Here is a 13,273-nt window from a genome sequence, read left to right as displayed (position 1 = left end):
GTTCACAAGCCTATTGGGCGACCTGAGACACGGCTGACATCAGCTCCTTCGGGTTTGGCGCGCCAAACATGTACCGCCCACCCTCCGGCACCTCGGTGAAGCTCCAGCGGACGATCCCCTGCCGGTCCAGCAGGAACTGACCGACCAATTGTCCGTGCCCCGTTGCGATCATCTGCTCGTCGGCTTCGGTCAGTTCGTAGTGGTCCTTCTTGTCGAGGATTGCGCCGGCCGTCATAGGATCCATGGGACCGGGCAATTCGCCAGGTATGTCGACCCGCATACCCATTGCTTGGGCCATCGAGACCTTGTACGGCCAGTTCGTCTCGTTTTCGGTGAATTCGAGATTGGGCAGCCCAAAAGCACGATGTGAAGCGCGTTCCGGGTCGGAGGCCGCCAGCAGATTCGGCATCGGGTGATAGCGGAAATAGAGACGCGCACGTTCGATCGGTGTGTTGACCACCGTCAGGCTCCCCACGCCCCTTTCGCGCAGCTCCGGATCGAGCCGCGCCTGCGCGGCGATGTGGCGCCGACAGAAGGCGCAATGCAGACCTCGAAACAGGCCTACCAGCACCGGCTTTTGGCCGCGAAAGTCGTCAAGCGCGATTTTGCCTTCCTGGGTAATGGCGTCGAGGACCACGTTCGGCGCACGGTCGCCCGGCTGAAGCGGCAACAAGTCACTATGCGCGGACATTTCCAACCTCCACCCCCGGCTAGTCGAGAAACGGCAGCACCACAAGCCCTTCCGGGTCGAGCCCGTGCTGGGCGCATATACCCTGCGCCAAGGAAAAGTAGCGTTCGGCCTCGGGCAGATTGTCGAGGTCGAGATTAAGCGTTGCAAGACCATCATAGCACGGAAACAGCAATTGCGGTTCGCCCGTTTCGCGGGCTACGTCCAGTGCTTCGTGGAACAAGCCAACCGCCAGGTCGGGACGGCCGTTGCACTGGTGGATCTGCCCAAGCACGATCAACGGCACCGCCAGGTGTTCGCGCTGGTCTAGCGCCCGGTCGATCTCGATGGCCTTCTCGGCAGCAGGCACGCCCTCCGTTGGGCAGCGATCCGTGAAAGTACAACAAGCCACCGCCAGATTGACGAGGAGGCGCGCCTGGAAGCCCAGATCACCAATACGGCGCGCCACTTCAAGACCGCGCCGACAGACCTCCATCGCCTTGGCCGGATCGATGGTCGTGTAAAGCACGCCGAGATTGGTGTAGCCGCGGCAGGCCGCGCCCGGCAGATCGGCGGCTTCCGCCAATTCAATGCTGCGCTCAACCTGACGCACGGCTTCAAGGTTTCGCCCAAGGCGAGCCAGTGCGACAGCCTTGGTATTGAGCGCCTCGGCTGTCACAAGAGTGGCATCGCGCCCCACCTCGGAGACATGCCCCGTTGTCAGAGTGCCTACGCAATCCAGCGCTGCATCTGCCAATTTTGCCGCGAGCGCGTGATCTCCGCTACGGAACGCCTGTCGGCCACGCTCTTGCCACAGATGCGCCTGCTCGATCGGGGCATCCGCTCCGTCGAGGAGCGCTGCCGCTTCGGCATAGCGGGTTTCTGCGTCGTCCCGCTTGCCGACGTCCCAGAGCAGTCGACCTATCTTGCGCAAAACGCGCGCCGCAGCGACGCGATCGGCTGACGCGCGGTATGCCTGCAGCACCGTCTCGTAGTGCTGGTGCGCGATCTCGCGGCGGCCTGCCGGGCTGCTCAAATCGGCAATGCGCTCTGCAATTGCCAGTTTGAGCGGTGTTTGTGCCTTCTCGCCCAAGGCGTTCAGTGCGCGCTCGTAGAAACGAAGGGCGTCGTCATTGGCGTATATCATGCGAGCGCGATCGCCCGCCGCCTGCAGGTAATGCGCCCCTCTCTCGCGCTCGGCGCTCAGTGCGAAATGGTGACCGAGCACGGTCAAATCCTCGAGCCGTTCCGGCTTGTCGCCGCACAATCGCTCCAGGGCGGCGCCGACCCGCCCGTGGATGTCGGTCCGGCGTTGCAGGAGCAGATTCTGGTAGATCACGTCCTGCAGCAATGTTTGCGTAAAGCGGTAGCTTTGCGACGAAACCGAGCCTGATCCGGCAACTTCCTCGATGATTTCCGCATCGCAAAGCAGTTCGCAGCCGGCCTCCAGCCGGCCGGGGTCGGCCGTCACGGCCTTCAGAAGCGTGGCATCGAAGCGCGGGCCGATTACCGCGGCCTCTTGAGCCAACCGGCGTACCTCCTGGGGCAGCCGGTCGACGCGAGCAAGCAACATTGCCTGGATCGTGGCCGGGATGCCGGTTGCGACTTCGCCTGCCACGGTCCGCCATTGCTGACCCTCGCGCGTCAACACACCGCGATCGATAAGGCCACGAACGATCTCCTCGATAAAAAGCGGGTTGCCGCCCGCACGCTCGAGGATTTGGTCGAGAAGCCCTCCCGCGGAGTTTACCCAGCTCTCACCGAAAAGTGCCGCCACCAGGCTGCGTCCGTCATGGCTGCTGAGCGGCGACAGCCTGAGCGCTGTGTGACTGACCCGACTTGAGTCGAGCTGGTCGTTGTCCGGCGCCGGGCGATGCGTGACCAGCAGCATCAGCCGTGTGCGCTCCAGCCTGTCCATCACGAACCGGAGTGCCTCGAGCGAGACGGCGTCGGCCCAGTGCAGGTCTTCGACGACAATCAACAGCGGCGACAACGCAAGCCGCCGCTCGATGATTGTGCGGACTGCGTAGAGAATTTGCCGCCGCAGCTGCTCGGGCTCGACATGCTGCAAAGTGGCATCGGGGTCGCCAAGGCCAAGCACATGGTAGAGCAAAGGCATCAGCCGCTTCGCCTCCTCGCCCTGCAGGCCGAGATCGGTCAGCAAGGCTGCGAGCTTGTCCCGCATTTCGTCGCCATTGTCGTTTTGCATCATCCCGGCGGCGCTGCGCACCACTGCGCCCAGGGCGCCGAATGATTGTTCGCCCAGCGGTGAGCACGTAGCCTGCCGCACGGCGACATTGCGAAAACGATCCTCGTCGCCGACGCGGGCGACGAACTCCTTCACCAGCCGCGATTTTCCGATACCGGCTTCTCCGACGAGGCGGACAAGTTGGGCCGAGCCGCCGCACGCCTGGTCAAGGCTCGCCAGCATTCTGTTGAGCTCCGCATCACGGCCTATTATCGGCGCACTGAGGCCGAGCGCCTCGAGCCCACGCGCTGCACGCGGCGCGGCCAGCGGTGCATCCAGTCGATGGACGAGCACACTGCCGGCCTTGCCGCGCAAGGCGACATCGCCCAGCGACTCGTAAGAGAAGGCATGCCGGGTCAACCTGTGCGTGAGCTCGCCCACCAGCACCTCACCCGGCGCTGCCAGCGATTGCAAGCGTTGCGCCGTGTTCACCGTGTCGCCGGTCACCGAATAGGATTTGGCGGTGCCGATGCCCAATCCGCCGGTAACGACCGGACCCGTGTTTATGCCGATGTGGAGCAACAGAGGCGAACCGGAGTGGGCTGTGCTTTCACCGAGCCGCGCCGTCCGGGCGATCATGTCGAGAGCGGCGCGAAGCGCGCGTTCCGGATCGTCCTCATGCGCGACCGGCGCACCGAACAAGGCGAGCAGTGCATCCCCGATGAATTTGTCGACGAAGCCACCAAAGTTTCGCACGGCCGCCGTCAATTCCTTGAACAGCTCGTTCTGCAGTGCTTGCATGACTTCGGGGTCGAGCTGCTCGCTGAGTGTCGTGAAGCCGCAGAGGTCGGCGAACAGGACCGTTACCGTCCGTCGATCGGCGTCGGAGACGGGGGGCTGCCCTTCCTCGCTTTCGATGTTCGGCGACGGAGTTCGAGAGGGTGGCGCAATGGTCCGGCCTGGTGTCGGAGCAGGCCGTTCGGCGGCTTTTGCGGACGCACCGACGCTTGCCCCACATTTCGGACAGAACTCGAAATCGGGTGCGCAGGCGTAGCCGCAACTGGCGCAAGGCACGGGTTGGCGCCGGCCACACTTCGGACAGAAGGCGAAGCCGCCCTCAATCTCGAAACCGCAGCCCGAGCAGTCCATGGACACCTCACCAGAGCATGATACCGAAAAGTGTAAAGCGGTTTTCGGACGACATCATGCTCTATCTCTTTGACCGGGGTGATGACGCGTGATCTCGCCACGCTCGTCACGGCCAGCACAAGGATGAACCGATAGCCGTCAACCGGCAAGCGGCTGCGCAAAGAGGGCTGCCGATACCCGGCGGCTAGCCGCTGTTTGCAAAAGTTCCCTCCCAGCCCCCATCTTCCTGTATCGTGGAGATGAGGAGGCGGACGCATGAGCGAGAACCGTAAGCTGGCCGCAATCCTGGCCGCAGACGTGGTCGGATACAGCCGACTCGCGAGCGAGGACGAAGATCGTACCTTGGCGAGGTTGCGGACGCTGCGCAGCGACCTGATCGATCCGACCATCGCAGTGCACAACGGACGGGTGATCAAGCGCACCGGGGATGGGGCACTGGTCGAGTTCCGCAGTGTGGTGGATGCCGTGCGCTGCGCCGTTGAGGTTCAGAACGGCATGGCTGAACGCAATGCCGGCGTGCCGCAGGACCGCCGCATCGAGTTCAGGATAGGCATCCATCTGGGGGATGTGGTCGAGGAAAGCGACGGCGACCTGATGGGCGACGGCGTCAACATCGCCTCGCGCCTGGAGGGCGTCGCGGCGCCCGGCGCCATCTGCCTGTCCGAGGATGCCTATCGCCAGGTCAAGGCGAGGCTCGACCTTTCGGTCAGCGATCTCGGCAGCACGCAGCTCAAGAACATCGCCGAGCCGATCCGGGTCTATTCGCTGCAAGTCGGGGCCAAGGCGGCCGCGACCCCAGAACCCGCGACGAGCCGGCCGGCCACGGCAGCGCCGCCGAAACTGTCGATCGCCGTGCTGCCGTTCGCCAACATGAGCGGTGACGCCGAACAGGACTACTTCGCCGACGGCATCTCCGAAGACATCATCACGGCGCTGTCCAAACTGTCGCAGCTCTTCGTCATCGCACGCAATTCGTCGTTCACCTTCAAGGGCCAGAACGTCCATGTGCAGGACGTCGGTGCGAAGCTGGGCGTGCGGCATGTGCTTGAGGGCAGCGTGCGCAAGTCGGGCAACAGGGTGCGCATCACCGCGCAGCTCATCGATGCAATTTCGGGCGGCCATCTGTGGGCGGAGCGGTTCGATCGCGACCTGACCGACATATTCGCCGTGCAGGACGACGTGACGCAGCAGATCGTCGGTGCGCTGGCGCTCAACCTGACGGATGGCGCCCGTCCGCGGCTGGCGCCGGAGCCCCCGCGCAACACGGAGGCGTATGACTGTTTCCTGCGCGGCCGGGAGCTGTGGCACCGGCTGACGAAGGAGACGAACACCGCGGCCCGCGACCTCTTGCAACGTGCCACCGAGCTGGACCCGAACTTTGCCTCTGCCTACGCCTTCCTTGCCCTCACGCACGGCATCGATTACCTGAACAGGTGGGGTGCGTCACCGCCGGAATCGATGGCGCAAGCCGAAGAGGCCGCAACGCGAGCGGTAACGCTGGATGACAGCGATCCCTGGGCGCACTGGGCGCTGGCGATAGCCAAGCTGTACACACGACGGCACGATGAGGCCGTCGACGAGGTCGAGCGCGCACTGGCCCTCAATCCGAACTTCGCCGAAGCGCATGTCTGCCGCGGCGAAACACTGTACTATTCAGGCAGACCCGAGGAGGCCCTCGAGAGTTTCGCCCGGGGCAAGACCTTGAACCCATACTTTCCGGATGTGGTTCTGCACTTCCAGGCTTTGGCGTTGTTTCAACTGGCAAGGTACGACGAGGCCGTCGAGCTCTTGCTGCAACGGCTGGCTCGCAACGCTACCACCGATGTCTCGCGCGCGCTTCTGGCCGCCAGCTACGGCCATCTGGGCCGTTTGGAGGAGGCTCGCGCGGCGTGGCAGGAGGTGCTTCGCGTCAATCCCGACTTTTCGCTGGAATACCGTCGCAAAGTCTTGCCTTACAAGAACCCTGCCGATTTCGAACTCATGGTCGACGGCCTCCGCAAGGCCGGTGTGGTGCAATGATCGGGTAGCGGCCTGCTCAGACGCCAAAGGCCCGGCCGATCTTGCGCCATCGGGCGTTTTCGCGAACCAGTTTCAAGTCGTCGGTCGTCTCCGCAAATGTCCGCAAACGGTATTGCTGGAGCAGATCCGGAAAGAGCGCCCCTTCCGGCAGGCCGGCAAGCTGCTCGCGGACCGAGATTTGTTCATCGATGACCCGCATGCCCCAGGCATTTTCCCGAACCTGCAGTTCCCCAGCCAGATCGCGCTCCTCGGGAGCGTTTTCATCCAGCGCAGCCAGCAGGATCGAGTGGAAAAGCGCGACATAGCCAATCTGTCTCAGGCCACCCACAACCCGCACCCGCGGCAAAATGGCGAGCACAAGGAACATCAGGAACAAGTTCGGCAAAAGCACGCCGTCCAGCAGCGCCTGCCTGAGATGCAGCCGCTCGAATGGGATGGAAACACCATGCGGCCTGTCGGGCTCGATCAGGCGCCCGTTCTCCAGCACAAGCTTGCGCACGCGCTCTTCGCGAATGCCCCAGAAATAGTCAGTGGCATTGGGCAGGAATCTGCCGAATGGGCCCGATACGGCCTCTTGCAAGGCATGGTCGAGACGCTGGCGCCTTGCGGGCTCGAGGAGCAGCCTTGAAAGCAGGCTGCCATCATCGTCCAGATGCCGCGCCATGGCGGAAGCGGCGAGCCGATCGTCGATGAAAACCGGCCGGGCCATCCCGGAACGATCCCAATCGGCGACCAGATCCCCGTTGAGTTCTGTCAGTGCATCGGCGGCGGTTGCAAACACCTTGTCCTGGCTGGCGAGCAGTGTACCCAGCCAGCTTCTGGCATCCGTCTCATCGCCCACCGCTTCGAGCGCGCGCTTGTTGAGGGAGACGGGACCGGCCGCGCAGACGCTTTTGCGGCACAGTTTGTGGCGCCCCATGCCAAACAAATTGACCTTGTCGTCGCCGACTTCGAGCCATCCCGGCCCCTCCTGGCCCACGGTCTCCATGGTCATCGTCGTTCCCATGAAGCCGAAGAAGGCCGACAGCCCGTTTTCGACCGCGCCGAGCCAGGCAAGCAGCAGGGCATCGAAGGTGATCCGGTCCATCAGAAGCAGGCAGTGCAGGCCGGACTGGATCACTGGTCTGTGCTCGAATTCGTCGAGCGCCTTGCCGATCTCTTCGGGCCGCATGATCGCAGCAAGGCGCTGATGCAGAACGTCGCGCAGGATCGAGCGGGCAGCGATCGACGGGCCCGATGCAGGCCTTGCCACCGGTCGCCACAGATGGCGGGCGTAGTCGGAAACCGGCGCATTCCAGTTCTGCTCGATGTCATGCACCACTTCCGGGCAGAGCAGCGACAGCACGGCCAGAATTTCCGCCGGAGGCGCAGGGGCTGGGGCAAGGACGGCGGTCATCAGAACCGCAGCCGCGCCATGGTCAGGAGGTCGTGGTACCGCCCGTCGGTAAAGCCGGCCTTCACATGCCGGCCTTCGACCTCGAAGCCATGGCTGGTGTAGAGGCGGATGGCCGGTTCGTTGTCGGCATAAACGGTCAATTCGACCCGCTTCAGGGCGCGCCAGTTGTCGGCCACATCAAGCAGCGCGGCGAGTATCGCAGAGCCTATGCCCTTGCCGACAAAGCCATCGTCAAGGCCGATGTTGATCTCGCCTATATGCGAACGGCGTGGCGAACCCTGCACGACCAGGCTGCCATGGCCGACCACCTTGCCGTCCATCTCGGCAACGATCCAGGTGGTTTCCGGACCGGACTTGGCGATGCGCCGCTCCACCTGCTCCACCATCTCGAACGGCATCCTAAGCGTGCCCCAGCGAAAGCCGGGCATGTTGAAGATAGCGCAAAGCGCCTCCGCATCGCTTGGCCGGACGGCCCGGAGCTGCGGCTGGATCTTCTCTAGGGATGGCGAGGTCATGGTTTTCCTGGCGAAGGCTATCAGCCCCGCACGATGCACCGGACATCACCTGAAAATCCAGCCGTCTCTGCAGCCTATGCTGCCGATTGCGCGCTGAAATACCGGGAGGCGGCGGTGAGTTTGAAGACACCGCTGATGCCGATCCAGCCGAAAAGGGCGAGCCAGCACACTGTCCCGGTCGCCGTCCAGTCGATCCGGTGCACCGCAGCGTCGGTGATGATAAGGCCAAGAATGGCAAGCAGGCCAACCAGAAACTGCGCCAGGCCGAGCACCAGCAGCTCCTCGCGCGGTGCGCTTTTCCAGACGAGATATGCGCCGCCAGCGCCGGCGAGGAAGATGGCGCTGTAGATTTGGGCGTGAAAGGGATCGACCGGCCATGGCCAGGTGCTGCTGACCATCAGGGGAAACAGCAACATGCCGACGCCATAGAGCCCAAGGATCGCCGTTTCTGCCAACATGTAGCCGCGCCATGCGGGGTTCAGGGTCACGCCTTTTGCTGAAGGACGGGCCCTGGCCCGCCACAGGAACAGCCCGGATACCGCAGCCGAGGCAAGATAGACCAGGAACCATAGCCAGGTCGCTTTTCGCCCGAAGTTGAAATAGCCGAGATTGATCAACGAAACCGCCGACACGATGACGGTGAAGATGAAGGCCATGACCAGCACCAGCCTGCCGGGCGACCAGCGATTCCAGAGCAAGAGCGCCGCCATCACCGCCATTTCGGCGGTGTAGAAGCCGCCGAGGAAGCGGGCACTGAATGGCGTGACAGGCCAGGGCCAACGCGGCTTGACCAGTGCCGGCGCGAAAAACAGGCCGGCACCCACGATCAGGACGATGATGACCCCTAAGGAGAAAATGCGCAGGGCCGCCGGAAATGGCGGGTTGTCGGATGTCGGCATGGAGCAAGCCCCCAAAATGCATGCCCAATGTACCATCATAGTGCCGCTTGCGGCCGGTGAAAATCGGCGGACGGAAATTGAACTGTCACCAGGCTTGTCTATTCGAATGGCCGTACGGCCCGTTTCGGCGTAAAATGGCGGACTCGGACCAAGGAGCGGTCCGGTCAACCCGCCTCGGGTGGCGCATTTTCCGGAGCCTGCACGATGAACGAAGCTCAGGATCTGTTCTCGCTTCTGCGGCAATCGACCGATGTCGATCCGCAGGCAATCGACGCGATCCGGCAAACCATCGCGGAAGGCAAGGACCGCGAACTTTGCCGCATCAACGCGCTGGCCTTCGCCAGCAAGCATGGGCTCGACGAGGAACGCGCCATCAGCGCCTTTCTCCATGCGGCGCGGGTGGGACTCTTCGACATTTCCTGGAATGTTCTGTGCCCCGGCTGTGGCGGCGTGCTCGACACCAACGCCACGCTGAAAACGATGCAGAAGGACGAATACACCTGCGCGCTGTGCTCCCAGGGCTATTCGCCGACCCTCGACGAGATGGTGGAGGTGACATTCACCGTCAGTCCTCGCGTGCGCAGGATTGCCGCCCACAATCCACACGAACTGCCGCTGGTGGAATATTACCGCCAGATCTACTGGGCGTCCGGCGCCGATCTTCCGGAAGAGGATTTGGCGAAACATATGGAAGCGTTCTCGCTGGAGGATATCGAGCTTGCGCCCGGCGAAAAGGCGGTTCTGCAGATACAGCTTCCGCCCGAATTCGTCATCGTCTTCGAGCCGGTCACGCATTCAGCGCAATTCATCGACGTGAAGGGCGAACCGACCAAGGAGCGCCGAAGCCTCTCCTTGGTCTTCGACCGCGACCACGTCCAGAACCAAACGCTGGAGATGCAACCCGGCCCGTTGCGCATTTCGATCGAAAACAGGACCGACACCCGCGTGCTGCCGACGGTCTTCATCGCCGGCGACGCATTGCATGATTTACTGGGCAAACGCCGGCCCTTCCTGACCGCCAAGCGGCTCCTCACCAACCAGACGTTCCGAGATCTCTATCGCGCGGATACGCTCGACATCAACCAGCGCCTGAAGATCACCAGCCTGACCTTCCTGTTCACCGACCTGCGCGGATCGACCGAGCTTTACGAGCGGGTGGGCGATCTTTCAGCCTTCGATCTCGTGCGCGAGCATTTCCAGGTGCTGCACGAGATCGTCGCGGCGGAGGCAGGCGCGGTTGTGAAGACGATCGGTGATGCGGTGATGGCGACCTTCGCGACGCCAGATCGTGCGATTGCCGCGGCCCTCAGGATGCGCGATGCCATGCGTGCGCTCAATGACAAGAGCGGGCGCGAGGACCTTCTGCTCAAGATCGGAGTCCATGCCGGGCCCTGCATCGCGGTGTCCATGAACGAGCGGCAGGACTATTTCGGCCAGACGGTCAACATTGCTTCACGGGTTCAGAACCTTGCCAAGGCACAGGCGATCTTCGCCACGCGTGCGGTGGTCGACGACAATCTCACGGCCGATCTGTTGAAAAGGAACGCGCTGACGCCCGTGCCTCACGAAGTCTCGCTGCGCGGCATTGAGCGGGAGATAGCAGTCTATACGATCCCCTAAAAGACTCGTCTCCGCCCTCACACGCGCCTGCAGAGAAAATAACGATCGGCGGGCTCCGAAGTCGGCGCCGGCAGCCGTTGCAGCTGCGGGTGATCGAGCGGCGTGCCGCTCACCGCGTAGCCACCGACGCGAAGCATGCCCGCAATCAGATCGGGAAGCCAGGTGGCCGTCACCGCATCGCGATCGTCATAGCCGGTGCCGATGTCGGCATGGACCAGAGCGGCGTCGATGCCAATGAACCTCCTCGCCGTCTCGCGTATATCGCCGAGCACGAGATTTTCAGCGTCGGGAATTGAGCTGGTGTGTGCGCCAACTTCGCGGTCGAACACCACGATCCGGCGTCCGGGCAGGCGCTCGCGCAGATGGTGGAACGTCCGGCCATTGCCGAGCCCCAGCTCCAGCACAAGCCCCTCCATCGTCGCCACTTCGGGGCAGATTTGATTGAGAATGTCGCGCTGTGCGGTCATCCTGCTGATGAAATTGTCGAGGCGACTCATATGCGATTGTATGTCCTGAACCAGCAGCCCCAATTGAGGCTTGCCGCATATAGAGGCGAATGACGAACCCTGCAACAACCGCACAGGCTGTCGACAAGGATCATACCAGGTGGAATAGGCGGCCCGCCGCCGCGCAACTGCGATGTCACTTGTAGGGGTCTGCGGCGTCCCGCAAGCCGTCGCCGAGGAAGTTGAACGCCATGATGACGAGAACGACGGGGAGCATCGGCAAAAGCAGCCATGGATAGAACGCGATCACGCTGACGCTGCGCGCCTCGGTGAGCAGGATGCCCCAGCTGGTTATCGGCGCCCTCAGGCCGAGCCCGAGGAAGCTCAGCGCCGTCTCGCCCAGGATCATGCCGGGTATCGAGAGCGTCGCCGTCGCGATCAGATGCGACATGAAACCGGGAATGAGATGCCGCCGGATGATGCGGCTGCTCCCGGCGCCCATCAATTGCGCGGCCAGAACGTAATCCTCCTCGCGCAAGGCCAGAAGCTTTGAACGCACGGCCCGCGCCAGTCCGGTCCAGTCGAGCAACCCGAGGATGACGGTGATGCCGAAATAGATCAGGATCGGACTCCAGGTTATCGGCATGATCGCCGCCAGAGCCAGCCATAGGGGAATGCTGGGGATCGATTGCAGAACTTCGATTATCCGTTGAACGATCAGATCGAAGATACCCCCGTGGTAGCCGGCCAGCCCTCCGATGACGATTCCGAGCAGGAAGCTGAAACTGATGCCGACGAGGCCGATTGTCAGAGAAATGCGTGCGCCATAGATCATGCGCGAGAGCACATCGCGCCCGAGCCTGTCAGTGCCGGCCAGAAAGAGCTGGCCGTTTTCGGCCGGGCAGACAAAATGCCTGTCACCTTCGATCAGGCCCCAGAACTGGTAACTGTCGCCCTTGCAGAAGAAACGGAGCCGCTGAACATCATCCTGTTTGTCAATGTAGTTCCGCTTGAGCGTGTCCATGTCCAGCATCATCTGGCGGCCATAGACGAACGGCCCGATGAACTCGCCGTTGTGGAACAGGTGCACCTGCTGCGGTGGCGAATAGATATAGTCCATGTTGCGCGTGTGCAGATTGTAGGGCGCCAGGAACTCGCAGATCAGTATCCCGGAATACAGCACCGCCAGGAAGATGCCGGATATAAGCGCAAGCCGGTGCTTGCGGAATTTCCACCACATCAGCCGCAGCTGCGACGCCTGGAAGACCTTCGACTGCTCCGGCGTCATCGCCTCGACCGACTGCAGGTCAAAGGGCTCGATGGAAACGTAGTGTTGCAGTGGAGCGCCCGGAGCGGGCAGCGGCGATTGCGTGTTCATTTGGTGCTGCCGCCCTGCAAACGAATTCGTGGATCAAGCATCGCCAGCGCCAGGTCGGAAATCAGCACGCCGATGACCGTCAGGAAGGCGAGAAACATCAGGAACGACCCTGCCAGATACATATCCTGGCTTTGCAGCGCCTTGATCAGCATCGGCCCGGTCGTTTCCAATGACAGCACGATCGCCGTGATTTCGGCGCCGGAGATGATGGCCGGCAGGATCGAGCCGATGTCGGAAATGAAGAAATTGAGCGCCATGCGCAGCGGATATTTGACCAGCGTCTTGAACGGATGAAGGCCCTTGGCGCGCGCGGTCACGACATATTGCTTGTGTAACTCATCGAGCAGATTGGCGCGCAGCCGCCGGATCATGCTTGCCGTGCCCCCGGTGCCGATGATCAGGACCGGGATCCAGAGATGGGCGAGGATCGACTTCGCCTTGGCCCAGCTCATCGGCTCGCCGAGATATTGCTGGTCCATGAGATGGCCGATGGACGTGCCGAACCAGATGTTGGCGAAGTACATCAGGATCAGCGCCAGCATGAAATTCGGAATGGCAAGGCCGAGAAGGCCGAGGAAAGTCAGGCCGTAGTCGCCCCAGCTGTATTGATGCGTGGCGGAGTACATGCCGATCGGAAAGGCAATGAGCCAGGTGAAGATGATCGTGACGAAGGAAACCAGCACGGTCAGCCACATTCGGTCCCCGACGACGTCGCGAACCGGCAGTTCATATTCGAAGGAATAGCCGAAATCGCCGTGTAGCATCCCGCCGACCCAGTAGAAGTAGCGAATGACCGGCGGCTGGTCGAAACCATATTCCTTGCGCATCATCTCGATGCGATCGGAATCCACCGCTTCGCCCTGGGCCCGAAGCTCGGCGACATAGCTGTCGAAATAGTCGCCCGGCGGAAGTTCGATGATCGTGAACACCAGTGCCGATATGACCAGCAGCGTTGGAACCATCACGGCGATGCGCCAGACAAGATATCGAAGCACG

10 protein-coding genes are annotated in these 13,273 nt (G+C 62.5%); 2 read left to right on the top strand and 8 right to left on the bottom strand.

Translation table 11 applies throughout. The annotated features are described in order from the left end of the window. Positions 1-10: 10 nt before the first annotated feature. On the bottom strand, positions 11-691 hold the full coding sequence (locus AC1DXM_RS07185; protein WP_477232420.1) for a peroxiredoxin-like family protein: 681 nt from the start codon (positions 689-691) through the stop codon (positions 11-13). 19 nt (positions 692-710) lie between these two features. Further along, positions 711-4,004 carry an adenylate/guanylate cyclase domain-containing protein gene (locus AC1DXM_RS07180; protein ID WP_477232419.1) on the bottom strand — a complete coding sequence of 1,098 codons (3,294 nt, stop codon included), beginning with the start codon at positions 4,002-4,004 and terminating at the stop codon, positions 711-713. 255 nt (positions 4,005-4,259) lie between these two features. Between AC1DXM_RS07180 and AC1DXM_RS07175 the strand changes: the two genes are divergently transcribed. Then, positions 4,260-6,023 carry an adenylate/guanylate cyclase domain-containing protein gene (locus AC1DXM_RS07175; protein ID WP_477232418.1) on the top strand — a complete coding sequence of 588 codons (1,764 nt, stop codon included), beginning with the start codon at positions 4,260-4,262 and terminating at the stop codon, positions 6,021-6,023. 16 nt (positions 6,024-6,039) lie between these two features. Here AC1DXM_RS07175 and AC1DXM_RS07170 read toward each other — a convergent pair whose 3' ends face one another. The 3 genes from AC1DXM_RS07170 to AC1DXM_RS07160 all read right to left on the bottom strand — a co-directional run bounded on the left by AC1DXM_RS07170 (position 6,040) and on the right by AC1DXM_RS07160 (position 8,833). Further along, a complete protein-coding gene (locus tag AC1DXM_RS07170) occupies positions 6,040-7,419 on the bottom strand; it encodes a hypothetical protein (protein WP_477232417.1) in 1,380 nt (459 codons plus the stop codon). Beyond that, positions 7,419-7,934 (bottom strand): GNAT family N-acetyltransferase, encoded by a 516-nt coding sequence (locus AC1DXM_RS07165; protein WP_477232416.1) that lies wholly within the window; start codon positions 7,932-7,934, stop codon positions 7,419-7,421. Before AC1DXM_RS07165 ends, AC1DXM_RS07170 begins: the two co-directional genes overlap by 1 nt. Positions 7,935-8,008: 74 nt before the next feature. Continuing rightward, the gene (locus AC1DXM_RS07160) at positions 8,009-8,833 is read right to left on the bottom strand and encodes a hypothetical protein (RefSeq protein WP_477232415.1); all 825 of its coding nucleotides are present in this window, start codon (positions 8,831-8,833) and stop codon (positions 8,009-8,011) included. Between the two features lie 204 nt (positions 8,834-9,037). Here AC1DXM_RS07160 and AC1DXM_RS07155 point away from each other — a divergent pair, with 204 nt between their 5' ends. After that, on the top strand, positions 9,038-10,453 hold the full coding sequence (locus AC1DXM_RS07155; protein ID WP_477232414.1) for a DUF5939 domain-containing protein: 1,416 nt from the start codon (positions 9,038-9,040) through the stop codon (positions 10,451-10,453). 17 nt (positions 10,454-10,470) lie between these two features. Here AC1DXM_RS07155 and AC1DXM_RS07150 read toward each other — a convergent pair whose 3' ends face one another. The 3 genes from AC1DXM_RS07150 to AC1DXM_RS07140 form a co-directional block, all read right to left on the bottom strand. Further along, a complete protein-coding gene (locus tag AC1DXM_RS07150) occupies positions 10,471-10,950 on the bottom strand; it encodes a class I SAM-dependent methyltransferase (protein ID WP_477232476.1) in 480 nt (159 codons plus the stop codon). A gap of 145 nt (positions 10,951-11,095) precedes the next feature. Next, positions 11,096-12,277: an ABC transporter permease gene (locus tag AC1DXM_RS07145; protein WP_477232413.1), complete on the bottom strand. Its 1,182-nt coding sequence runs from the start codon at positions 12,275-12,277 to the stop codon at positions 11,096-11,098. Next, positions 12,274-13,272, bottom strand: coding sequence for an ABC transporter permease (locus tag AC1DXM_RS07140; protein WP_477232412.1), 999 nt, complete (start codon positions 13,270-13,272; stop codon positions 12,274-12,276). The genes AC1DXM_RS07145 and AC1DXM_RS07140 overlap by 4 nt, the downstream gene beginning before the upstream one ends. Position 13,273: the final 1 nt, after the last annotated feature.

The organism is Mesorhizobium sp. P3_A2, assembly GCF_056403115.1.
Note: the sequence above shows the minus strand (reverse complement) of the source record. Positions and strands in the feature narration are given on the sequence as shown.